The 25,266-nt window shown below is 65.7% G+C and carries 14 protein-coding genes; 5 read left to right on the forward strand and 9 right to left on the reverse strand.

Features of this window, described 5'->3' with window-relative positions; translation table 11 throughout:
- Nucleotides 1–30 precede the first annotated feature (30 nt).
- From H7692_RS12835 to H7692_RS12855, 5 genes are all read left to right on the forward strand, one after another.
- Nucleotides 31–804 carry an arginyltransferase gene (locus H7692_RS12835; protein ID WP_201927940.1) on the forward strand — a complete coding sequence of 258 codons (774 nt, stop codon included), beginning with the start codon at nt 31–33 and terminating at the stop codon, nt 802–804.
- Between the two features lie 205 nt (nt 805–1,009).
- Nucleotides 1,010–3,445 (forward strand): cyclic nucleotide-binding domain-containing protein, encoded by a 2,436-nt coding sequence (locus H7692_RS12840; protein ID WP_222137069.1) that lies wholly within the window; start codon nt 1,010–1,012, stop codon nt 3,443–3,445.
- The gene (locus H7692_RS12845; protein WP_227340304.1) at nt 3,445–4,326 is read left to right on the forward strand and encodes a hypothetical protein; all 882 of its coding nucleotides are present in this window, start codon (nt 3,445–3,447) and stop codon (nt 4,324–4,326) included. Before H7692_RS12840 ends, H7692_RS12845 begins: the two co-directional genes overlap by 1 nt.
- Before the next feature lie 16 nt (nt 4,327–4,342).
- Nucleotides 4,343–6,277, forward strand: coding sequence for a cytochrome c3 family protein (locus tag H7692_RS12850; protein WP_227340305.1), 1,935 nt, complete (start codon nt 4,343–4,345; stop codon nt 6,275–6,277).
- A 42-nt stretch (nt 6,278–6,319) separates the two neighbouring features.
- Nucleotides 6,320–7,168 carry a phosphodiesterase gene (locus tag H7692_RS12855; protein ID WP_227340306.1) on the forward strand — a complete coding sequence of 283 codons (849 nt, stop codon included), beginning with the start codon at nt 6,320–6,322 and terminating at the stop codon, nt 7,166–7,168.
- Here the strand turns inward: H7692_RS12855 and H7692_RS12860 are convergent.
- From H7692_RS12860 to H7692_RS12900, 9 genes are all read right to left on the reverse strand, one after another.
- Nucleotides 7,165–7,899 (reverse strand): haloacid dehalogenase type II, encoded by a 735-nt coding sequence (locus H7692_RS12860; protein WP_227340307.1) that lies wholly within the window; start codon nt 7,897–7,899, stop codon nt 7,165–7,167. The genes H7692_RS12855 and H7692_RS12860 overlap by 4 nt on opposite strands.
- Nucleotides 7,900–7,999: 100 nt before the next feature.
- Nucleotides 8,000–8,944, reverse strand: a complete 945-nt coding sequence (locus tag H7692_RS12865; protein ID WP_227340308.1) for a D-2-hydroxyacid dehydrogenase — start codon at nt 8,942–8,944, stop codon at nt 8,000–8,002.
- Nucleotides 8,941–9,387, reverse strand: a complete 447-nt coding sequence (locus H7692_RS12870) for an endonuclease domain-containing protein (RefSeq protein WP_227340309.1) — start codon at nt 9,385–9,387, stop codon at nt 8,941–8,943. Before H7692_RS12870 ends, H7692_RS12865 begins: the two co-directional genes overlap by 4 nt.
- A gap of 140 nt (nt 9,388–9,527) precedes the next feature.
- The gene (cysS, locus tag H7692_RS12875; protein ID WP_222137074.1) at nt 9,528–11,093 is read right to left on the reverse strand and encodes a cysteine--tRNA ligase; all 1,566 of its coding nucleotides are present in this window, start codon (nt 11,091–11,093) and stop codon (nt 9,528–9,530) included.
- A gap of 64 nt (nt 11,094–11,157) precedes the next feature.
- A complete protein-coding gene (locus H7692_RS12880; protein ID WP_227340310.1) occupies nt 11,158–17,208 on the reverse strand; it encodes a beta strand repeat-containing protein in 6,051 nt (2,016 codons plus the stop codon).
- Nucleotides 17,209–17,238: 30 nt separating this feature from the next.
- A complete protein-coding gene (locus tag H7692_RS12885; RefSeq protein ID WP_227340311.1) occupies nt 17,239–19,053 on the reverse strand; it encodes a ShlB/FhaC/HecB family hemolysin secretion/activation protein in 1,815 nt (604 codons plus the stop codon).
- A 187-nt stretch (nt 19,054–19,240) separates the two neighbouring features.
- A complete protein-coding gene (locus tag H7692_RS12890; RefSeq protein WP_227340312.1) occupies nt 19,241–20,005 on the reverse strand; it encodes a hypothetical protein in 765 nt (254 codons plus the stop codon).
- Nucleotides 19,992–22,070 (reverse strand): adenylate/guanylate cyclase domain-containing protein, encoded by a 2,079-nt coding sequence (locus H7692_RS12895; RefSeq protein WP_201927927.1) that lies wholly within the window; start codon nt 22,068–22,070, stop codon nt 19,992–19,994. The genes H7692_RS12890 and H7692_RS12895 overlap by 14 nt, the downstream gene beginning before the upstream one ends.
- A gap of 4 nt (nt 22,071–22,074) precedes the next feature.
- On the reverse strand, nt 22,075–25,176 hold the full coding sequence (locus H7692_RS12900) for a CHAT domain-containing protein (protein WP_222137077.1): 3,102 nt from the start codon (nt 25,174–25,176) through the stop codon (nt 22,075–22,077).
- Nucleotides 25,177–25,266 lie beyond the last annotated feature (90 nt).

Genomic DNA, 25,266 nt, shown 5'->3' on the forward strand with positions numbered 1-25,266 from the left:
CAGCTTTGCAAGCCCGGAGGTCCATTTCGCGTGTCCGCACCATTCCGCTTCCCGCGTTTCTTCGTAACGAGCCCCGCGCCGTGCCCTTACATCGCGGGCAAGACCGAGCGGAAGGTGTTCACCGAGCTGAACGGCAATAATGCAAGCGAGCTGAACGACGCGCTTGGCCGCATCGGATTCCGGCGCAGCCAGTCGGTTGCCTATCGTCCGAGCTGCGCCGATTGTTCGGCGTGCGTGTCGGTGCGCGTGTGCGCAACCGAGTTCAAGCCCAGCAGCTCGCAAAAGCGCACGATCCGCCGCAATCGCGATCTGAAGGTCAGCGCCTGCAAGCCCTGGGCAACCGATGAACAATATGCGCTGCTGCGTTCCTACCTGGCCTCGCGTCACCCCGACGGCGGAATGGCCGACATGGACGAGCAGGATTTCGCCGACATGGTCGAGCAGACTCCGGTCGACAGTTTCATGATCGAATATCGCGAGCCCACCGACGACGGCAGCCGAGGGCGACTGGTCGGCTGCTGCCTGACCGACCGCCAGGGCGACGGCCTGTCGATGATCTACAGCTTTTTCGACGCACATCATCCGCTGCGCGAAGGGCTGGGGACCTATATCATCACCGACCATATCCTGCGCGCCGCCAATGCAGGGCTTCCCTATGTCTATCTGGGCTATTGGATCGACGGGTCGACGCGCATGGCCTACAAGGCGCGCTTTCGCCCGCTCGAACGGCTCGGACCCGATGGCTGGTCGCGGTTTGAGCCGGTCGCGTCGGACAAGCTTGCCAAGCTGTTCGAACTCGCCTGAACGGCGCCAGAAATTCGCCCACGCCGGTTGACGTTCCTCCGCTTTCAAGGGCATAGCGCTATCGCCAGGACATAAGTTCGGGTCGCATCCGTATTGGACTCGCCGGAGGGGCTGGCGATGGGGGGATTGGGATGCCCGTTCGCGCATTCGTCAGCTTCAGGACCAGTCGGACGCCGGTTACCTGGCGTCAAGCGGTCGTGCGCCGATGAGCGAAGCTGTCAAGGTCGCGATCATCGGATCGGGCCCCGCGGGGCTCAGCGCCGCCTCGCGTGCGGGGCAGCTCGGGATGAGCCATGTGCTGCTCGAAAAGACCGACCATCTGTCCGACACGATTTTCAAATATCAGAAGGGCAAGCGCGTGCTCGCGACGCCCGAGCGGCTGGACCTGCGCTCCGACTGTCGTTTTGCAGAGGGCGCGCGCGAATTTATCCTTGGCAATTGGGACGAGGATGCGGCGAACAACAAGGTCAATGTGGCCTATCACGCCGATGTCGTCGAGGTGACGGGACAAAAGGGCGATTTCGCGATCAAGACCGCGAAGGGCGATGTGTACCGGGCCGAGAATATCGTGCTCGCGATCGGGACGCAGGGCAATCCGAACCGGTTGCGCTGCGAAGGGTTCGACCTGCCGCATATTATCTATCAGGTCGATGATCCCGAAGATTTCAAGGACAAGCATATCACCGTCGTCGGATCGGGCGACGCGGGGATCGAAAATGCGTTGGGCGTCGCCGAGGAAGCGCTCGAAAATACCGTCACCATCCTCAACCGCTCAAAGGATTTTGCGCGCGCCAAGGCCAAGAATGTCTCCGATATGATGGACGCGGGCGAGAATGGCCTGCTGAGCATCCGAACCGAGACGCAGCCCAAGAAGGTCGAACCGGGCTGGCTGATGCTCGAAACGCCCGACGGCGAAGAGAAGATTCCGTGCGACGTGATTGTTGCGCGGCTGGGTTCGGTTGCACCGCGCGGCTTCGTCGAATCGATGGGGATCGAATTTACCGGTCCCGACCGCGAGGCCTTTCCGAAACTGTCGCCGACCTTTGAATCGACCGTCCCCGGCATTTTCGTGATCGGCGCGCTCGCGGGCTATCCGCTGATCAAGCATTGCATGAACCAGGGCTATGACGTCGTCGAGTTCATCAATGGCAATACCAGCCTGACCCCGGCGGACGAAAAGGATCTGGCGGCGATCTTTGCGGGCCTGCCGCAGCAGAAATCGGTGAGCGAGTGGCTCGACTATCTGCGCGAACGGGTGCGGATTTTTGCCGATGTGTCGCCGCTTCAGATGCGCGAGTTCATGCTCGATTCGAAGGTTGCCTTTTACCGCAAGGGCGAGGTGGTGTTCGAAAAGGGCGAGCCGGGGTCGTCATTGTTCGCCATCGCCGATGGCCATGCCGAGGTAGAGGTCGGACCGGACATCACCGTGCCGATCGAGCAGGGATCGATATTCGGCGAGGTCGGGCTGATTTCGGGGCGCAAGCGCGGCGCGACGATCCGCGCGGGCGCCGACGCGATATTTGTCGAGGTGTCGCGCACCGCCGCGCTCAAGCTGATGGCTGCGGTCCCCGGCGCCAAGCGCGTGATCAATCGCATTTCGCTCGAACGCCAGCTGCTCCAGATTTTCAAGGGCGGGCTGACGGTGGAGGATCTGGCCCCCGTCGTCGACGAGGCCGAGGTGATCCGCGTGCCTGCGGGCAAGGTCGTCCTTCAGGAAGGCGACGCGGGCGACGATGTCTATGTCATCCGGTCAGGGTCGATGGTGGTCGAAAAGGATATCGGCGGCAAACCGATCTTCCTCCGCTATTTGCCCGCGGGCAGCTATTTCGGCGAGATGGCGGTGCTCAATGACGAGCCGCGCAATGCAACGGTGAAGGCCGCCGTCGGTAGCGAAGTGATCAAGCTCACCGGCGCGGGCTTCAAGGCGATGCTCGCGGCGCGGCCGCAGGTGCGCGCCGCGACCGAAGCGGCGGTCGCCGAACGCGCGCAGATGAACAGCTTCATCGAATCGCGCAAGGCGAGCTATTCGAGCGCGGTCGATCTCTATTCGGACACCGCCAGCTTCATCATGAAAGAGGGGCTGGGCGAGGCGACCGATGCGCTGCTGATCGACGAAAATCTGTGCGTCGGCTGCGACAATTGCGAAAAGGCGTGCGCCGACAGCCATGAAGGCCTGTCGCGGCTCGACCGCGAGGCGGGGAAGACCTTCGCCCACCTGCACGTCCCTACCAGCTGCCGCCACTGCGAGCATCCGCACTGCATGGCCGACTGCCCGCCCAACGTCATCCACCGCGGCCCCGATGGCGAGGTGTTCATGGAACCGGGGTGCATCGGCTGCGGCAATTGCATGCGCAACTGTCCCTATGGCGTGATCCGCATGGAGGCAGCGCCCCCGCCCAAGCCCGGGCTCTTGAGCTGGCTGCTGCTCGGCAAGGGGCCGGGGCCGGGCGAACCTTCGCCCAAATGGACCAAGAAGCAGCTCGGCGACGAAAAGCCCAAGAAAATTGCCGTCAAATGCGACATGTGCAAGGGGCTGGCGGGCGGACCGGCCTGCGTGCGCGCCTGCCCTACCGGCGCCGCTATCCGCGTGTCGCCCGAAGAATTTCTGTCGATCGCGCGGCTCGACGAGGCGACCGACTGATGGCGTCGATCTTTCGCCGCCGCCGCAACCGGGCGACGCAGACCGAGCGGGTGCGCGAACGCCAGCACGAGGGGTTTCTGCGCTATGCGGGATTTCGCTGGGCGAAGATTTCGGGCGCGCTCGGCCTGATCGTGATCGTCAGCTACGCGCTGATCGACGTGACGCCGCGTCACAATGGCGGCAGCTGGTACGGCTATACGCTCGGCACGATCGGCGCACTGCTGATCCTGTGGCTCACCGCGCTCGGCTATCGCAAGCGCAAGATGACGAGCGATTACTGGTCGCTGAAGGCGTGGACCTCGGCGCATGTCTATCTGGGATTGAGCCTGATCGTCATCGGAACCTGGCACACCGGCTTCCAGCTCGGCTGGAATGTCCACACGCTCGCCTGGGCGTTGATGATGCTCGTCATTTTGTCGGGGCTTTATGGCGTTGTCGTCTATGCGACGCTCCCGCAGGCGTTGTCGAACAACCGGGACCAGATGACGCAGATGCAGATGCTGGAGGCAATCCGCGCGTTCGACCGCCAGCTCCACTCTGCCGCGCAGCCGCTGTCGCCCGCCGACACCGCGCCGGTGCTCGCCTCGCTCGACGAGAATCCGTTTGCGGGCGGTATCGGCGCGCGGTTGAGCGGCCGCTATCCGCGCTGCGCGACGGCGGCCGCGCTCAGCGCGCTGGCGGCGTCGCACGGCAGCGCCCCCGAAGCGCGCGAGAAGGTGGTTGGGCTGCTCCGGCAAAAGCAGGCGGCGCTCGCGCGGCTGCGCGCGCATCTGCGTATTCGCGCGCTGCTCGAAATCTGGCTCTATGTGCATGTGCCGCTGACCTTTGCGCTGATTGCGGCGCTGTCGGCGCATATCATCAGCGTCTTTTTCTATTGGTAAGGCGGGGAGGGGGACGATGAGCTTCATCCTGCGCCGGATCGCGACGACGAAGACGGGCAAGCAGATCATCCGCGACCAGCCGCTGCCCGGCGATACGATCACGCTCGGCCGCGACAGCGCGAACACGATCCATGTCGCCGATCTGGCGGTGAACCCGCATCATGCGACGATCGGCAGCGGCGACGGGCGCACGGTGCGGGTGACCGCGCAGGAGGGGTTGGGTTTCGACCTCAACGGCCGGACCGAAACGGTGGCCGACATCGACAGCGCCGCGGGCGCCGAACTGCGTTTCGGCGGTCACCGGCTGACGATCGCCCGCGAGGACGACAAGATCATCCTGCTCGTCGAACGCATCGACGAGCTATCGCAGGCGTCGAAGGACGTCGACGAGGTCAAGGCATTCTCGCTCCAGAGCGTGCTTTTCGGCAAGCGCGTCGGTGCATGGACCTTTGCGGCGCTGATGCTGCTCGCCTTCCTGATCGGGCCGATCTGGGCGTGGCACAGCTATCGCGGCGTCGACGAGCGGCCGGACGGCTTTCATGCCGACAGCGCGTGGCTTTCGGGGCCGCTGTCGAGCGCGCACGCGAACCTGAAGAACGACTGCCAGTCGTGTCATGTCGACGCCTTCGTTGCGGTGACCGACAACGCCTGCGTCAACTGCCACACGGGCGAGCACAAGGCGATGAGCATGGCGCATGCGGGCGCTCCGACCGCAATGCTGCTCGCCGCGCGCCACCCGCCGGGGCTGGGCGAGAAGGTGCTCGCGGGCTTTGCCGAGGCGTTCAACAAGCCCGCGGGGCGCTGTGTCGATTGCCACACCGAGCATGAGGGCGCGGGTCCGATGGCGGCGACGCCCCAGAAATTCTGCGCCGATTGCCACGACGGTATGGCGGGACGGCTGAAATCGGCGGGGCATCCGACGATGCTCGCCGATGCAGCCGATTTCGGGACGAGCCATCCCGAACTTCGCCCCCTCGTCCGCCCTGCGGCGGGGGCAAAACCGGTGCGCGCGATGCCGGGCAAGCCGTGGCGCGACTATAACGGCCTGAAATTCCCGCATGACCTGCATCTGCAGGCGACCGGCGGCGTCGCGCGCATGGCGGCGAGTTTTCGCGGGCGCCATGATTTCGGCAAGAAGCTTGAATGCGAAAACTGCCACCGCCCCGACGCCGACGGCGTGCGGATCAAGCCGGTGGAGATGGAGCGCGACTGCGCGATGTGTCACAGCCTCGCCTTCGAAACGGTCGGCGGCGTGACGCGCACCTTGCGCCACGGCGAGCCCGATCAGGTTGTCGCCGACCTGACGGCCTATTATCGCTCGACGCCCCCGGCGCGGCCGCTGCAACTTGGCGGAATGGCGCGGCGGCGCCCCGGCCAATATGCCGAGGGGCAGGTCTATAACATCTATTTCCGCGAGGTCGCGGCGCGTCCGTCGCGCGCCGCCGACGCCGTGCGCGCGGTCTTTTCCGAAGGCGGCGCCTGTTACGACTGCCACACGATCTTTCCGCCGGCTGCAGGAAATAATTGGCGCGTGATGGCGGTCAACCAGACGCGGCGCTTCCTGACGAAGGGCTGGTTCGACCATGACGCGCACCGCGAGACGGCGTGCGCCGATTGCCATGTCACCGCGACGGGATCGAAGGCCTCGACCGATCTGCTCGTTCCCGCGCTGCGCCAGTGCCGCGATTGCCATGTCGGCGAAGGCGGCGCGCGGATCGTCAAGGTCGAGACCGCGACCGAATCGCCCTGCGCGATGTGCCACGAATATCACTCGGACGGCGGCAAGCCCTGGCAACCGAAGCGCGAGCGCAAGCGGCAATTGTCGTCAATAACGCATCAACCATCACGAGCTATCTATGGTGTGAGCCTGATCACAGGCAAGCGGGAGCGGGGCTTATACGATGTGTCGTGGCGCACACCTTCCTTGCAGGGGGCAAGGCAGGGCGGGTGAGTTTTTGGGGGTCGGACCAGCCGGCCGGAGCAGGGGACGGATATGCTGATCGCGCAGATCACCGATATCCATATCGGATTCGATCCGGACAATCCGGCCGAATATAACCGCAAGCGCCTCGACGACGTGCTCGACCTGCTCATCGAGGGGCCGAACCGCCCCGACCTGCTGCTGGCGACGGGCGACATCGCCGACCGCGGTGATGCCGACAGCTACCGCCGCCTCGAAACCGCCTTTTCGCGCTGTCCCTTTCCGGTGTGGCCGAGCGTCGGCAACCACGACCTGCGCGACAATTTCCACGCGCGCTTTCCCGGGCTCGACGACGGCAACGGCTTTGTCCAATATGTGATCGAGCTTCCCGAACTGCGCCTCGTGACGATCGACACGCTCGAGGAAGGACGCCACGGCGGCGCCTTTTGCGACGTGCGCGCGGCGTGGCTCGACGCCAAACTGGCGAAGGCGCCCGACAAGCCGACCTATATCGTGATGCACCATCCGCCCGTCGAAAGCGGGATCGAATGGATGAACACCGACCCTGACGAGCCTTGGGTCGCGACCTTTACCGATGTCGTGCGGCGTCATCCTCAGGTGCGCGGGCTGATCTGTGGGCATCTGCATCGCAGCGTCACCGTGGCGTGGGAGGGGCGAACCGTCGCGATCTGCTCGTCGACCGCGCCGCAGGTGTCGCTCGACCTGCGCCCGATCGATGCGGACCACCCCGACGACCGCCCGATGATCGTCGCCGAAGACCCCGCCTATGCGCTGCACCGCTGGAACGGGCGCGAACTCGTCAGCTTTTACGACCATGCCGGCGCGCACACGATGCTCGCCAAATATGACGAGCGATTGCAACCGCTGGTCAGGGAATTGAAGTCGGAACGTCCCGCTTAGGACAAACCGGCCATCGCAAGCACGCCGTCGATCCCGCGGCTCGTTACCGCCGGGGCGGCATCGAATTGTTCGGGTGCGACGCCGAAGCGGTTGACCCACACGGTGCGATAGCCGAACCAAGTCGCGCCAACGGCATCCCAGCCTCCAAAGGCGGCAAATCCGATATTCTCGCGCGGCATGCCGAACGCATCGAGCGCCATGGCATAGGCTTTCGGCGACGGTTTGAAAGACTGCACTCGGTCGGTACTCAGCGGCGTCTCGAAAAATTCTGCGATGTCGTTGCGCCGTATGTTGGCTTCGAGTGTTGCGCCGCCAAGGTTCGACAGGAATGCCAATCTTATGCCCTCTGCACGCAGGCGTTCAAGCGCGGGAGGTACATCGGGCCAGATGGCGAGTTCGTCATACGCGCCGACGAGCGCGGTCCGCGCTGAATCGTCGAGCGGAATCTGCATCGAGCGGGCCGTAAAGCGCAGCGCGGCGTCGGCAATCGTGCGAAAATCGCGATAACGTCCGGCAGCGGTTTCGAGCCAGCTATAGCCGAATAGCTTTGCCGACCATTGCGCCGCCAACGCCTTGCCCTTCTCGCCGTAAATGTCCTGCGCGCGCGCGGCGATGCTGCGCGGGTCAAAGATCGGAAATGCGTCAAAGGCGACGGCGCGAATGCCGAGTGGCTGGGCGCGCAGGGAAGGTGCTGCGGCAAAGGCAAGGGCGGCGGTCGTCCCGGTCAGCACGCGACGGCGATCAACACAAGTCTGGGTTGGCATATTAATCCCGGGAAAATCTTCGTGCCCCGATTTCGCTGGCACCGCGAGATTGGTTACCGCAGAGGCCTCAATATCCCAATGTCAGATTCACTTGCGGCGTAACGTCCTCGCCGGTTTTCCAGCGGTCGAGATTTTCGAGGAAGCGCTCCGCCGAGCGCACGAACATCTTGTCCTGCGCGCGGCCCGACAGGTGCATGGTGATATGCGCGTTATCGAGGCTCCACAGCGGATCGTCCTCGGGCAGCGGCTCGGGTGTCGTGACGTCGAGGAAGGCGGCGCCGAGGCGTTTCTGGTCGAGCGCGGCCACGAGCGCATCCTGATCGACGACGCTGCCGCGCGCGATGTTGACGAGCGTCGCGGTCGGCTTCATCGCCGCGAGTTCGGCCGCGCCGATCATTCCGTCGGTTTCGGGGGTCGCGGGAACCGCGAGGATCACCCAGTCGAACTCGCCGAGCCGTTCCCGCCACTGATCGGGGGTCAGCGTGTCTTTCCCCGGCGAGCGGCGCACGATCGTCACGTCGACAGCAAAGGCCCGCAGCCGTTCCTCGACCAGCTTGCCGATCGCGCCATAGCCGAGCAGCAGCGCCTTCGACCCGAACAGCTCGATCTTGCCCGGCGAGTCGGTGAGCCATTCGCGCCGGTCCTGCGCGCGCACCACCTCACGATAGCCCTTGGCGATGGTGAGCATCCCCATCACGACATATTCGGCGATGGTGATCGCGTTGATGCCGGCGCCGTTGGTGACGACCGTCCCGCGCCTGGCGAGCAGATCGAGCGGCATGCCGTCGACCCCGGCGTAGATCGAGTTCAGCCATTTGAGGTTTGTCGCAGCGGTGATGACCGCGGCCATGTCCTTCTTGTCGTACATGTCGAACCAGCCGATTTCCGCCTCGGGAGCGAGCGCCATGGCTTCGTCCTTCGACAGGAAGAAACGCGGCTCGACCCAGTCGGGCAGGCGGTTTTCGACGAGCGGGCGGATAAGGCCCGACAGGACGGTGACGGTTTTGGTCATAAACGATCCTTTTGATCCTCCCCATCGACTTGCGATGGGGAGGTGGCATCGCGAAGCGATGACGGAGGGGCTTTTCCGAATCTGTTCAGGCGGTCTTCGACCATATCGACAACAGATTGGGCGACGGTCTCGGCGCTGTCCAGCACCGCGCGGGCGGAAATGCGGATCGTATCGATCCGATTGGCGCGCAACCAGGCGTCGCGCCGTTCGTCGTGTGCGGGGTTGTCGCCCATATCGTGCGCGATGCCGTCGATTTCGATCGCGAGATTGGCGCGGGCGCAGAAGAAATCGAGGATAAAGGGGCCGGCGGGATGTTGCTTGCGGAACCTGTGGCCGCCGGGCGCGGTGCGCAGGATTTGCCAGAGCAGGGTTTCGGGCAGGGTGAGTTGGCGGCGGAGCCGTTTGGCGCGGCGGATGGTCCAAGCGGGTTTGTCTGGACGCACCGTCGTTGCCCCTCCACCACCCGCTGCGCGGGCGGTCCCCCTCCCCATCGCAAGTCGATGGGGAGGATTGGCTCTTAACGATCCTCGCCATTGACTTGCAATGGGGAGGTGGCAGCGCAAAGCGCTGACGGAGGGGCCGCTTACGCTTCCAGCCGCCAGTCCCAGCCGAGCGGGTCGCCGTCCATCACCTCGACGCCCGCGGCGATCAGTTCGTCGCGGAGTTTGTCGGAGGTGGCGAAATCCTTGGCGGCGCGGGCTTCCTTGCGTTTGGCGAGCGTGGTTTCGATTTCTTCTTGGGCGATTGTCGCGGTCTTCGGCCGGACACGCAGGTCGGCGCGCTCGATGGTCAGCAGATCGAGGCCGAGCACCGCGTCCATCGCGGCGAACGCCGCGCGCTTCTGGCTCGCGTCGACCTTTTTCATCGCTGCGGCTTCCTCGAGCAGGGTCAGCGCGACGGGCGTGTTGAGATCGTCCGACATGGCGGCGTCAAACTTTGCCAGTAGGTCTGCGACCCACCCCGGAACGGGGAGGGGGACCGGCGAAGCCGGTGGAGGGGGTTGGCGGTCTTGCACTGCATCGGCGGAAGGACGCCGCCCCCCTCCGTCATCGCTGTGCGATGCCACCTCCCCGTTCCGGGGAGGATCAAGTTTTTCGACAGCCATCACCAGCCGCTTCAACCGCGTCAGCGCCGCACCGAGCCCCTCCCAAGAAAACTCCAGCTCGCTGCGATAGTGTGCCTGGAGGCACATCAGGCGATAGGCGAGGGGGTGGTAGCCCTTGTCGATGAGCAGTTGCACGCGCAGGAACTCGCCGCTCGATTTCGACATCTTGCCCGAGCGTTCGACGAGGAAATTATTGTGCATCCAGATGCGCGCGCCGCTGTCGGCAGAGCAGCTGTGCGCCTGGTTCTGCGCGATTTCGTTCGGATGATGGATCTCGCGATGGTCGATGCCGCCGGTGTGGATGTCGAAGGGGAAGCCGAGCAGGGCCTCCGACATCACCGAGCATTCGAGGTGCCAGCCCGGTGCGCCCTTGCCCCAGGGCGAATCCCATTCCATTTGGCGCTTCTCGCCCGGCGGGGTCTTGCGCCAGATCGCGAAGTCGGCGGGGTGGCGCTTGCCGTCGACGGGATCGATGCGGCTTTCGCCTTCATCGGTGGCATGGCGCGCGAGGCGGCCGTAGTCGGCGACGGTCGACGTGTCGAAATAGAGGCCGCTGTCGAGCTCGTAGCAATGCTTGTCGGCGATCGCCTTCGCGAACTCGATCATCTGCGGGACATAATCGGTCGCGATCGACCAGTGCGCCGGCTGGCGGATATTGAGCGCCTTCACATCGGCCCAATAAGCCTCGGTATAGTGCCGCGCGATATCCCAGATCGATTGCGCCTTTTCGGCGGCCGCTTTCTCGAGCTTGTCCTCGCCCGCATCGGCGTCGTCGGTCAAATGGCCGACGTCGGTGATGTTGATGACATGCGTGAGCTTGTAACCCTTGAACGACAGCGTGCGCCCGAGCGTGTCGGCAAAGACGTAGGCGCGCATATTGCCGATATGCGGGTAATTATAGACCGTCGGCCCGCAGCTGTAGACGCGCGCCTCCGGCGGGTTCGCCGGATCGCCAGGAACGCCGGGGTGGACGGGCTCGAAGATTTCGAGACGGCGCGTGAGGCTGTTGAACAGCTTGAGCGGCGGGGCAGGGGCATCGGTCATGGCTTGGCCCATGCCCCGCGCCGGGGTTTCCCGTCAACCGAAAGCCAGCGCGCGGGTTGCGGCGCTATTCGGTCGTCGGTGTCCACAGATCGTCGTTGCCCGCGCCCGTCACGGGGTCGTCGAGCAACGGCTCGCCGGTCAGCGGGTCGAGGTCGCGCATCGTGATGAGCGGCGCCGACAGGACATTGCCTTCGCCATCCTCGTCGCTCTCGCTCGTTTCTTCGATGACGTCCTGAACCGGAAAGTCGCTTTCGGACTCGGGCGATGACGGCGGGAAAATGCCGCAAACGCCGGGGTTGGCAATCAGGCAGCCGTTGAGCGTCGAGCGCGGGTCGTAGGTGCCCGCGGTCGGGGCCGAGCCGTTGAAGCTTAGCAACGGGAGCACGTCGAGTCCGGTGATCTGCCCGTTGGCCTCCAGTCGCACGCCGTTGATGACGACGCGCACATTCGAACCGAGCGTATCGACATTGAGCCCCTGCGTCCCGAATGTGAACCCGCGGCGCGCGTCAAAGTCGCTGCTGGTGCCGCTGTTCTGTACGTAAAATCCGCCGCTGACAGCCGCGTTGATGCCGCCCGTAAACAGCGCGCCGTCGCTGAGCACTATGCCGTCATTCTCCGCAAGCCGCGCCCCGATCGCGTCGGTCGAGTTCGCCGCGGCAACGTCGGCGATGGCGGCCGCAGTCGCGACGATGATGTCGTCCGACGCCATGTTGAGCATCCCGGTCGGGACGCCGCCATTGTCGAGCCTGACGCTGCCCTGGCCCAATATCACCTCGAGCGCGTCGTCGGCGAAGAGGTTGAGGCTGTTGTTGGCCGTAAGCCCTGTCATCTGGACATTGCCGATGACGCGCATCTTGCCCGGTGTGCGGATCGTCAGCGCGCCGCTCGCGCCGATGTTCGAACCCGGCGTTCCGCCGGCTACGGTGAAACTGTCGACGATGACGTCGGGCGGTGCGGCCGACCCGACCGATCCGCTGCCGACATCCTGCACATCGGGCGCGACAATCTCTATCGCGGTGCCGAAAATGCGCATCATTTCGTCGGCGTCGAGGTGGTAACCCGCGCGCGTTCCGGTGCCGCCGATGAAGGTCTGCACGTCGCTGCTGTTGTTCGTAAGCGACAGGTTATCGGTCAGACCGGCGCTGCCCACCTGCGCCGACGGGCCGATGTCGATGTCGGCCGACGCCAGCGCGATCGAGCGCGCGGCAATCGCTCCGTCGACGAACATCGTCGTCAGTGCCGAGGCGCCAAGCGTGTCGCCGACGGTGATCGAGGTCAGCGCCATTTGCCCGCTGGTTGCCGCGAATTGCGCGTTCCCTGCCACATCGGCAGAGAATATTGTCAGGCTGCCCGCCTGCACCGTCGCGTCGCCGACATCGGTGACGAGATTGCTGAACGTCAGTGCGCCCGAACCGGCGATTGCGGCCGAAAGGCCGCTCGCGTCGACGGTCCCGCCCGCCGAAAGCCCGTCGATGGCGATCGCCCCGTCGCTGCTCGCGAGCAAGACGTCGCCCGTTGCCGCGACCGAGCCGCCGGTGATCGGACCGGCGGCGGTGATCGCAATATTGCGCCCGGCGCCGACCGGACCGGTCATATCGACGCTGTCGGTCGAATCGACGGCGACGTCGCTGAACGCGTCGATATTGGCGAGCGTCGTCGCTGCGCCGGTCGTGCGGATGCTGCTGTCGCCGCCGTTGAGGCCGGTGCCCAGCGTCGTCGCGCCGTCGACCGCGATGGTCGTCGCTGCGCTTATCAATATGTCGTCGCCCGCCGACAATCCCGCGGCATCGACGGCACCTGTCGCAGAGGCGAGGACGATGTCCGACCCGTCGAGCGAGCTGCTGCCTCCGCCCATGCCGATCGTGAAGCCTGATCCGCGCGCGAAGAACAGTTCGAATCCGTCGATCCCGCTCGCATCGGCGGTCGCGTTGGCGATGGTGATGTCGCCGTTGGCGCGCACGCCGATGTCGTCTCCCGCGGTCACGTCGGTCAGGTTGGCGGTCGTTCCGGCGATTACCAATATGTCTTCGCCCGCGGTCGCATTGGTCAGCGTTACCGATCCGTCGCCGTTGACCCCCATCATCCCCGCGGTGCTGCTGTCGGTCAGGGCGACATCGCCCGCCGCGTCGACAAAGCCGTTGCCTGCCAGCGGCGCATCGCCATTCTGCGGATCGGGAAAGCCCCCGGCTGCGTTGACGCTGGCCGTGATATTGGCGCCGGAGCCGAGGAATATGTCGCCGCCGGCCGAATAGCTGCCCGTCACGTCGCCGACCGCCGACACGGTAATCAGTCCCGCGACATCGGCCTGGTCGATGGCGACGCTTCCGCCCGTACCGATGGCGGACATCGAGTTGTCGCCCGTTATGCTGGCGACGCTGACGCTGTTACCGAACAGGTCGATGCTACCGAGAGCAGTGATAGAGCCGCCGGCGATACCTTCGGCGCCGGGGGCAGTGCCGGTCGCGTTCAGGCTGACGAAATCGCCCGCGTCGATGGCATTGAAGGCGATCGATTGGCCATCGACAAAGACAAAGCCGCCTGCGGTCGAATTGCCCAGGTCGACCGCGCCTGGCGAGGTCACGGTGATGTCGCCGCCGGTGATGATCGAGTTGAGGCCGGTGGTGAAGCTGCCCACCGTGGCAGTGAAGTCGTTGACCGCCTCCGCATGTTCGACGCTCGCATCGCTCGTGCTGCTCATCACGATGTCGCTGCCGCCGTTGAGCGTGTCGACCACGATCGTGCCCGTCGGGCCATTGGCGTCGAGCGTCATCGTCCCGTCGGCGGAAAGGATGCTGCCGGGCGCGCCAGCGATGCTTGTTCCCGCCGTCGCCGCGAATATGCCCGCGGCGTGGATTGTCGGAACGGTCCCTTCGCGTGCGTCGTGGCGAATGTCGATCTGGTCGCCCGCCTGGATGACCAGATCGTCACCGGCGTCGACATAACCGTCCGACGTTGCATAGACCCCGACCGAGCCGTCGGTGGTCAGCGACACCGACCCGAAGGAAGTGATGCTGCCGCCCGCGGTGCCGAGGAAAATGCCCGATGTGGCTTCGTCGAGATCGTTGTTGGTTGGATCGGCAAAGCCGAGCGCCTGGACGTCGAGGCTCGACAGTTCGATCGTGCCGCCCGCGCCGGTGCGCAGGACGACGCGCCCAGCACGCGTACCATTTGTCGCGATCGTCGTGTCGCCAAGGCCGACGAAACCCGGCGATCCGGTTGGCGAGCCGACAGCGTCGAGCGTCACGTGCCCGCCTTCGTCTTCGGTCACAATGCCGTCGGCGCCGTCGACGCCCGTTCCCGTTCCGGCGCCCCCGGCCCCCGCCGTTCCCGATACGCCATAGGCGGCGATGTCGATGGCGTTACCGTTGGACGTCACGGTGCCGCCGTCGCCGAACAACAGCACTTCGCCGCCGATTCCGGCGCCGCCATTGCCGCCATTGCCGCCGCCCGAGCCGTCGATGAAGCCTCCGTCGGCACCATCGCCGCCATTGCCGCCAAAACCCGCGCTTTCGAGCAGGATGTTGCCGCTCGTCGGGGCAGGCAGGTTCACCGTGCCGCCGTCGGTCGCGATCAGCGCGAGCTGCCCGCCTGTTCCGCTTCCGCCATTGCCACCCGACGGCGAAACTGCAGGGCTCGCGCCAAAGCCAAGCGCCCCGTTGCCGCCATTGCCCCCCGAGCCGAAGGTCAGGAAATTGCCCTGTGTCACCGAAACATTGGCGTTCGGACCGTCGGCAAGCACGAGCGACACGCCGCCGACGGCATCGCCGCCATTGCCCCCCGCGCCATCGCGGCCGTCCGATCCCGCGCCGCCCACGGCACGCGAGTCGAGCGTTACGCCAAGGTCACCGGCGTCGAAATCGTCGACGATCGCTTGCGCGAGACCGCCGAGCCCCGATCCGCCCGTCCCGCCGACATTATGCTGACCGCCATCGCCGCCCGTGCCTTGCGCAAAGGCGGACAGTGCCACGCCGGGGTCGACCGCAGCAGTGAGGTTGATTGTCGAAACCCCGCCTTGCCCCGATCCGCCGGTTCCGCCGACGCCGACGCCGGTCGCGCCGCCGCTGCTGCTCGAAAAGAAGGAACTGCCGCCGTCCCCGCCGAATCCCGACGTGTCGGCTACCATATCCTCGGCAATGGTGGTGCCGCCGAAGTTGTTGACCGTCGCGGTGCCGCCGATGCCGTCGCCGCCGTCTCCCGTCGGGCCGGGGTTTCCGCTGAAGCTGAAAACATTGACGAAATCGCCGCCGTCCCCGCCCCGACCGCTGGCCGACGCCGTGACCGACGTCGTGCTGACCACTGCGGTGCCATCGATCGTGATGGTGACGTCGCCGCCCCGACCCGTTCCGCCTGCGCCGCCGGGAATGATATTCGCCATATCCTCGTCGCTGCCGGTCGTACCGGTGGCGCCGAGGCCATTTGCCGTTGCGGAAATATCGCCGGCGCCGATCGTGCCGCCGGTCAGCGTGATCGAAGCCGACCCACCGACGCCCGATCCCGGCGTGCCGTCACCCATGCCGCCGCTGCCGTCGGCTGCGACGACCAGTGATCCGACCGACGTCGAACCCGCCGTTTGCGTAAAGCTCGCGTTGCCGCCGGTTCCGGTTCCGCCCACGGCCGCATTGCCCGCGCCCGACCCTTGCGATGCAACCGTCACGAGGTTCGATGTCAGGTTGCCCGCGACATTCATCGACGCGGTTCCGCCCTCGCTGTCGCCGGTCAGGCTGTCGGCTACCCCGTTCGCAAGAACCGACAGGTCGCCAAGCGTAACGAGGGAGCCGCCCTCCGCGACATTGACCGATGCCGTGCCGGCCGCACCGTTGGCGCCGCCCGATTGCACGACCATATTGCCCGTCGCACCGACCTGTTGCGTCGCGCCGACGGTCAGGGTTGCGCTGGCATCGCCGATGAAGGTCGCATCGCCAAGAACGACAAGCCGCCCGTCGGCAGTCGGCCCCGGATTGTTGATCGGCGGCCCCATTCCCGCCAGCGGCAGCAGCGGCCCGCCTACAAAGGCGCCGCTCGCCTGCGCGACGACGCTGCTGTCGAAGATCGTGTCGGTGACGGTTATATTGGCTGCGACGCCGTTGACCGGCGTCGTGTCGAGTTCGCCGCCGACGATATTATATCCCGCCGACAGCCGAACCGCGCCGTCGGGTTCGATCTGCGGCGACATTGCATCCTGATAGCCGACATTGCCCGACACGAGCATGCCGACCGCGACATTTTTCGGGATCGCGACCATATAGATGCGGCTCTGGTCGGTATCGCCCTGCTGATGCGCAGGGCCCGTCGTCGTTCCGCTGTGCGTGATGACCGTGCCGCCTTCGGCGCCGACGAGTACATTGATATCGAACAATCCGCCGTTGATACGGATGTCGGCCTGTTCTGCCGCCACGAAGGCCGCCGAGCCGTCGACGCTGACCGAGCCCGCCTGCACGATGCGCGGGGCGACCATCGCAACATAGCTGCTGCCCGGATCGAGGGTGTTTCCGGCGGTGATGCTGCCGTTGACCGTGATCGACGACAGGCCGCCCGACGCACCGCGGAAACGGATCGAGCCATCGGTCGGATCGAGCAGGCCGCCCGTCGTGTCGATGTCGTTGCTCGTGAGCACAAGGCTGCCGACGTTGATGACGCCGCTCGCGCCGATCAAGATGCCGCCGGCATTATAGAACCAGATATTGCCGCCGCGCGGCCCGGTGGTGGATCCGATATAGCTGTTGACCGTGCCGTTGAGCGCAATCTGGCGGCTCAGACTGCCGCCGCCGCCGTCGACGAAGCGGTTGAGGACGGTATAGCCGCCGGTGCCGATGAAGTTCAGATTCTCGCCATCGGGCAGGAAGTCGATGGCCCCGCCCGTCGGTGCGGTATCGGTCGGCACCCAGTTGATGATGCTCTGGTTCGATCCCAGCGTGACGGTCGTCGTATTGGTCGCGCCACTGTCGACGATCGAACTGCCCGCGCCTCCTCCGCTGACGAACGTTCCTGTGCCGGCAACCTGCGCCAATGCCGGGCCACCGCACGCCAACGCCATCATCCCTGCGGCGACCGCGCAACTGGTCATCAGGCGGTGTTTGCCGTGACGGGCTGACGAGGGGTTGGAACTGGCAGACATGGCAATGGTCCTTGATGCAAATCGCATGGCTCAGCGCGCCTTGATGCCGAACTGGGTCGTAAAAGAGAGCAGGAAGCGCGGGTCGGGTCGCTGCGCGAGGAAGCCGCCGCGGTTGAGTGGTACCGCAATCGTCGCATCGAGGCGCGCGCGGTCGCCATAGGCAACGCGCACGCCGCCCCCCGCCGAATAGAGCTTTTGCGGGTTCAGGCCGTTGAACACGCTGTCCTTGTTCCAAACCCACGCCGCATCGAAAAAGACAAAGGGCTGGAAGGCAAAGCTTTTGACGTTGGCGGGAACGAAAGAGCCGTAGCGCGCTTCAAGCGCCACCGCGACGCCGCTGTCGCCGATGACCGTGCCGGGGTCGAACCCGCGACCGACGGTGAAGTTGCCGCCCGAAAACTCCTCATAGGCGAGCAGTGGATCGCTCGCCCATTGCGCGCGCGGTGCCGCCGAAAGTGTGAACAGCTTGTGCGGGCGGAACTCGGCATGAGCCTGCGCGCGGACGAGAAATGCGTCGGGTTTGCCTTCGACGCGCGTCAGCGGGATGGCGCCCGGCGCAAAGCACGCCGCGCCGCCGGGTCCGCAATCGTCGCTGGCGCCGAGGAAATTGACGCCCTGCCGTGCCTCGAGCGAGGTCGCGAGCGACCAGCGCGGCTCGGCGGGGCTGAAGCCGCTGCGCCCGGCGACCGACGCCGGATCGATCCAGCTTGCGTCGCCGCGCAGGCTGAAGATGCGTAGCCGGTCGCGATTGAGGGGGACGCCGCCGAACTTGATGTCCTGGTCGATGAAGTCGAGGCCGCCGCCGACGGTCAGCCGCCGCGCCTGCGTCAGCACCACCGGATAGCTCGCAAAAAGGCTGGCGATCTGGGTGTTCGACCTGATCGGAAAGGCGGGCACGTCGGGACGCGTCCAGGCGTAGGTATAGCTTGCACCCAGCCGCAAACCTTCGCCGCCGACGCGAAACTCGTGCGCGAGTTGCAGCACCTTTTGCTCTTCGAAATCGGGGGTCGAATAGAAGCTGACCGTCGTAAGGTCGCCCATTCCGGTCAGCCCGGCAAAGCGCGCGCGGTGGACGCTGCCCCAGCGGCCGACGTCGCGCGATCCGAAATTCTGCGTGCTGCCGTCGATGAGGATGGGGGTGCGCGTCACCAGAACCTCGCCGACAACCTCGCCCGGCACCGCCCCCGGCCGCAGCGTCAGCCGCGCGTCGAGCCCCGGAATGTCGCCCGCGAGCAGCAGATAGCGCTCGGCCTCGGCGATGCTGAATACCGGCTGGTCGTCGAGCCGCGACAGATAGCGCGCGAGCAGGGCTTCGTTGGCGCCCGCGTCGCCGCGCACCTCGACCCGCGCCATGCGCGCGGCGAGGATGTCGAGCCGCACCACCCCGTCGCTGATCGTCTGCGGCGGTACGCGGATCGCGGCGAGAAAGCCCTTCGCGCGCAGCATCGTCGCCGCACGGTCGCGAATGTCGCAGACCACCGAAATCGGCAGGTCGTCGCCCGTGCGGTCGGTCCAGCTCGGCGCCAGCATCGCCGGGTCGATCCCTTCGACCGATGCGAACTCGACGCGGCGGACCGCGATGCGGATATTCGCATATTCGGGACTGGCGAGCGGGCAGGGCGACCGCTCGATCTCGTCATCGACGGCGACGATCTGCTCGCGCGGCGGCTGCGTCGGTGGCGGCGCAACCGGTTGGATTTCCTCGCGTGTCGGGATTTGCGGCGCGACCTGCGCCTGCGCGGTCAGCGGCAGCCCCGCCAGCGCGAGAGCCGCCGACCCGGTCAGCAGGATGCGGGCAGGATCACCCGCCGGTCGCTGCCGCTTGCAATGTCGCACTACCCCCATAACCGTCCCCATTCCTCGCGCGCCGACGCGCGAAAAAGCATCGCGGCGCCAGATCCATTCGCTCCGTCTTGCGACGACGGAACGCATTTTCGACCCAAGGAAAGGGCAGACCGCTTCGTGCGGTGACCATTCGCCCTATTGTTATCAGACGGATGAGGCGCGAACAATGGCCGCGCCCCTTCCGGCCTCATCCCCCGGTCATTTCCGATTCCGCCATCGCATCGACTAACCGCTCGAGCTGTGGCGAGCAGCTATTCGCCATCAGTGTCTCGACCGACGCCTCCGGTGTTTCGGGCAGCGCTTCGAGCGCCGCAAAGCGGACCGTCACCGGCGCGGCCAATCCCGCACCCGAGAGCCGGTAATCGACCCCATATTGGACGGGCATCGTTTCGGTCGGCCACTTGCGGAAATTGGCGCCCGACACAAAGGCGACGGTTTCAGTGCGTTCGCCGCGTTCGATGCGCAGCAGCTGGTCGCTGCCCATATCGGGGCGCCAGAGCAGCAAGGATGCCGGGTCGACGACGCAGAAGGTGCCGCCTTCGCGATAGTCGAGCAGCCACAGGTTCGGCGCGCGCACGTCGACCGGTTCCGGATCGCCGGGGCCGCGCGAAAATCCGCCGCGCGAGCGAACCGACGGCCCCTTGGCGAGCATGCGGGTGACGGTGGACCCCATCGACTGGCTCGCCTGGACGGTGCCGGTCGCGTTGAACGTGCCGGGTCCCGACAGCGTCCGGGTCTTGCCGCCCTGCATCAGCACGACCCTGTCGCCCGCAACAAGCGTGACGCGGTCGTTCGATTTGAGCTTGGTGCCGGTAGGATATTTGCTCGCCGAAGGTCCGGTCGAGCGGACGACCATCGACTGGGCGGCGGCGGTGCCGACAACGGCAACCGCCATGACCGCGGCGACGGCGGTCAGGCCGAGGCGGCGTATCGAGTGTTCAGGAAAGGGCATAGCTTTCTCCTTTTTCGGTCGCGTTCAGACGTTCTATCAGAAAGTTGATGGCTGCATCCTGACTATATTCCGTGGCCAGCGCTGTGGCGTGGGTCACAAAGGCGTTTTTGTCGCCCGCGGCATGCGCCTCGACCATGGCGGCAATCGCGCGGCGCTGGTCGGGGGTAAGGTCGGGACGCGGGGTGAAGACATCGACCGGTTGCGCACGCCCGCGCAACGTCACCCGGCCCATCGGAACAAGGTCGTCGCGCTTGGCATGGGCGGCCGCCTCGGCGGAGATCAAAATGCCGGATTTCAAGCTCTTGTTCGCCGATTCAAGCCGCGATGCGGTGTTCATGCTGTCACCGAGCGCCGTATATTGAATGCGGTCCTCGCCACCGAAATTGCCGACAATCGCATCGCCGACGTGCAGCCCGACGCGCGTCATGCCGATCGGCGGGACGCCCTCGGCAAGGTCGACGCGAAATTTTTCGCCCGCTTCGTACATCGCGACCGCTGCTGCCGCTGCCCGTTCGCCATCGTCGGGACGCGAAAGCGGCGCTCCCCAGAAGGCGACAATCGCATCGCCGACAAATTTGTCGATGGTTCCGCCGTGGTCGAGGACGATATCGCTCAGCCTGTCGAGATATTCGTTGAGCAAACGCGCGACCGTTTCCGGCGTAACTGCATGGCTTAGCTGGGTGAATCCTTCGAGATCGGTGAATACGCAAAAGATGTTGCGGCGCTCGCCATGCAGTGAAAGCTGGTCGGGATCGCGCATGATCTGCGCTGCGACATCGGCGGGCAGATATTTGCCGAGCGCCGACTGCGCAAAGGCGCGCTGGCGGGCGCCCACCGTCCGCGCAGCGGTGCCGACGGCGGCATAGCCGAACAGCCAGCCAATCGCCCAGCCGAAAGCGGGCAATGTCGTGGTATCGACGCCCCGCGCGTGCACCCAGAAGGGAAAGGTGAGGAAGAAAGCCGACTGCCCGAGAAAAATGAGTGCGACCCAGCGCGCGCGAAGATCGACGATGCTGGTCAATCCCCCGGCGACGACCACGAGGATCGCGAGAAGCCAGAGCGAAACGCGCGGAAGCGGGTTCGTCCAGGCGCCGTCGAGCTGCTGCGCGAGCATATGCGCATGTATTTCGAGCCCGATCATCGTTTCATGCTCGCCGGATATCGGATCGGGAAAGCGGCTGAGCGGCGTGTTGAACTGGTCGTTGTCGATGATGTCGCCGCCGATCAGGACATAGCGCCCCTGCACCAGGTCCGACATTCCGGCGAGCATTGCATCGTCGAGTGGCGCGCCGAAAATGTCGATGGGGAGGTTGGCAAACACCGGTTCCTCCTGTCCCCTGGCGGCGCGTGCCGGGAGCAGGAAGCGGATATTGCCCTGAAAATTGGCATGGGCGGAATCGACCGGCGCGAGCGCATTGGCCATCAATGGCGGCAGATGGGCAGGGCGGTCGGGCCAGTTGCGGATGACGCTGTCGTCGTCGGTTCGGAACAGCACGCTCGTCGGCTTGGTGCGCGGCCCGACGACGTCGGCCTGGAATGCCTCGAGAAACTTCTGCTGCTCATAAAAAATGGTGTTCGGGTTGCTTGCCTGCTCGGCATAGGCGAGCCACGTCGGCGTTTGCATCGACCGAAGCTGCTCCTTGAGCAACTCGTCGTCGGGGCGCGGCGAGTCGAACACGATATCGATGCCGATGGCCTTTGCCCCCATCTTGTCGAGATTGGCGAGCGCGTTGGCGAGCAGAGTACGGTCGAGCGGCGAGCGGATGCCTGTGTTGAACAGCGTCTCGTCATTATAGGTGACAAGGACGATGCGCTTGTCCTGCCGGGTCTGCGGCGCCATCAGCGTTGCGCGCGCATCATAGAGGGTCCGCTCGGCGTCGCGCGCGAGCGGCAGTTCCCACCCGAAACGCGCGATGAGCACTGCGACGATCAGGAACAGGATCGTCGCGACCATGCGCGACGGGCCGAGTTGAGTGACCAGCCGCCGGATGCGCTTGCGCAGCGGCACGGCGGCGGGCTGTCCGTCGGACGCCGCGGTGGGTTCGATCGTTGCCGTTTCCGTCATGCTGTCAGCGTGCCGAGCGGCCTGCCGTCTCCCCCCGCTGCGCCGTCGATGCGGTGTCAATTGCGTGCAGCAACGGTTGGCCGCCGTCGCCGATAATGGCGAAACCGGCCCAATAATAGGGGTGCGACGTCTGTTGGTCGTCCATCAACTGCTGCTGCGTCGCCCACAGCGCGTCGGCGACGCTATCGCCCTGACGCGCGGTGAACAGCCCGCCGATCAGCCGCCGCGTTGCGTCGAAATCGTCGGGCGCGGGCCAGTGGCTTGCGATTACCGACCGTCCGCCGGCGCCGATGAAGCTGCGCACCAGTCCGTCGAGCGCGTTGCCGCCGCCGCTCGAAATGCCGGCCTCGCGCGTCGCCGCGACCGAGGCCGCGCCCGCAGTGTCGCAGGCCGAAAGAATGACGAGATCGGCATCGATCTTGAGCTCGAAAATTTCCTGGAAGGTCAGCAGCCCGTCGGATTGACCGTCGCCGAACGAGGTGACCAGCGCCGGACGCGCCGGGCACGACCGGCGCGGTGCGGTGACAAGACCGTGGGTTGCGAAATGGATGATGCGATAGTCGGACAGGTCGCTGCGCGTCTTGACGGCCGTGTCGGTAAAGTCTCCGCCGGTGAGAAGCGTTGCGGTGTCGCGGCCGATGGCGTTGCTCGCGGTAACGAGTTCGGCCGAAGAAATCGGGCGGCTCCACTGCGCCAAATCCCATTGGCAGTCGTCATCGACGCCGACGCCGACCGCGCCGCGCGTCCCGAGCGACGGGAGGAGCCCGGTGACCGGCACGTTTTCGCCGAGTCCGAAATATTGGTTGCGGGCATTCGACGGCGCTGCCTGACGCGCATTGCGAAATCCGAGCGCCGATACCGCGGTTGACGGCCGCGTCGCGCGCCCGAGCCAAGCAATCTGGCGCATGTCGAACGGATCGGCGTCGACGTCGAGCAGCCGTTCCTCATAGGCGGCCAGCCCGGTGTCGGCGGTGACGAGCAGGTTGATCGGCAGCTTGAGCATCGCGCCGTCGGGTTCGAAAATCAGGTGGCTCACAGTGGGCAGGCGCTCGGCGACGGGGCCGAAAAGCCGCGAATAAAGCGACCGCGCCGTTGCGGCGTCGAAAGGATAGGTCACGCGGCGGCCGCTCTCGACCACCGAGATGGTCGACCGAAGCTGGTCGACCGCGCCTTCGAGCGCGCCTGCACCGATGTCCGAACGCCAAAGCTGCGCCGCTCCGGGTTCGATCAGCATCCCGTAAACCGCATCGCCGACGACGAGCATCTTGAGATAGGCTTCGTCGGGGCGCAGCACCTGCTGCAACTCCGTCAGCTCGAGCTTGCCCGATGCGACCACGCGATATTGCGGGAAGGCCGAAAGCGCGCCGATGGTTTCGGTCTGCTGAAAGGCAAGATTGTCGAGCTGGGTCTTGAGGTCGGCGCGCAGCGCATTGACCTCTGCCGTCGCCGGAAGCTGCGCGAGGCGCGCGTCCTCGATCCGCGCCCGCTCGATATCGCGGGCGATCGTCGTCGCCTGCCGGAACAGCCGTGCGCCTTCGTCGCTGCCGCTCGACAGTTCGCGTGCGAGCACCGCCTGCGTATCGGCTACGCCGGGGCGGATCTGAAGCTGGCTGGCGACGAAGAAGTCGTTGATCGCTGCAGCGTCGGAGCCGACCCGCTCGGTGAGCAGGCGATAATAGGGCGCCATCATGTTCGCCATGCCGGTCGTCGACCGCTGCGACGAGGCGAGTGCACTCACGACCTCGCGATAGATGCCGATCGCCTTGTCGTCCTGGCCGTGCCGCGTCAGGAAGGCGGCGTAGCGCGCACGGGCCGAGGCGAGCGCATTGGTTTCGGGATATTCGACCGCGAGCGCATTCACCGATTCGATAAAGCGCGCGTCTGCCGCACCGATGTTGCCGAGCGCTTCTTCGGCCAGCGCCAGTTCGCCGAGCATTTGCGAACGCAGGCGGATAATGGAAGTCACGCGCCCTTCGCGTACCGCAATCGCATCGCCGAGACCCTTGATCTGCGCGGCCTTTGCCGCGCTGGCGTTGCCGCGCAGCCGCTCGGCCGTCCCGAACAGATGGTCGGCCTGCGCGTCGATAATCTTCGCCCGCTCGGCGGGGGTCAGTTTTTCGCGACCACCATCCTGCCGGATCGCGCTGTTCGTGCCGCTGTTGACGCCGGCGACGATTTCGGGCGTCAGCGTCACCGCGCCGCCCAAGACCGTCACCGCATCGCGCAGCGGCGGGACGGGGGCCTGAAGGATCGACGCGGCGCCATCGAGATCGCGCTGGTTGAGCGCGTGGATCGCGCGGAAATTGCGGCGCAGGCGGAGCTGCACGGGATCGCTCGTCGGGATGGCTTCGACCTCGCCGAACAGCCGTTCCGCCTCGGAAAATTCGCCGAGGTTCGAGCGCTGCAGCGCGCGGTTGAGGGTGAATTCGGTCGGGTCGATGTCGACCGCATCCTGCTCGTCAAGCGCGCGCCGCGACAGCGCCTCGAAAAATTCGGCGGCTTCGGCATAATCGCCGCTGTGGTTGCGCCGGTATCCTTCGGCAAGCGCCTTGTCGACATCGATGGTCCCCGCGAGTGTCCGGGCAAAGCCGTCGTTGCCGCCGACCGAGGTCGTGGCGACCCTGATGACGCCTGGGACGACGCGGCGCTGGCGAACCGATTCGAGCGCGATGTCGAGCGCATCGCCATAGGCGGCAAAGCCTTCGACGGCATAGGCCGTTTCGCCCTGTTGTTCGATCCGCGTCTGCCAAGCGATGTCGCTGCCGCGCACCGTGCAGGTGCCGGCGGCACTACAATCTATCGTTTCCGTCCGTCCGGCGTCGATGCGTGCCGCCGCCTCGGCGCGATCCGCGCGCAGCATGCGGACATAGCCGACCGGCTGGCTCGCATCGCGGCAGACGATGACCCACGCGCGATCGAACATTCCGCGGATGACCGAATCGCGCACGGTCGCCTGAACCGCGCACAGCGATCCGCCTTGCTCGCCAATCGAAAAACTGTCGCGCAGCGTTGGGTCGACACCTTGGCCTTGTGCCGCTGCCGGTGGCGTTGCCGCTATCGAAGCGGCACCGAGCGCCGACAAACAAACCTTAAGTCGAGCGGCCATCGTACATTCCCCCAAAACACATAACCGAAGCGCCCTGTCGCCCGTGCGTCAGGGTGCCATCTTCGCTGCTGTGGTACGACCCATTCCCTG

Source organism: Sphingopyxis sp. P8, from assembly GCF_020622175.1.
Classification (GTDB): domain Bacteria; phylum Pseudomonadota; class Alphaproteobacteria; order Sphingomonadales; family Sphingomonadaceae; genus Sphingopyxis; species Sphingopyxis jiangsuensis.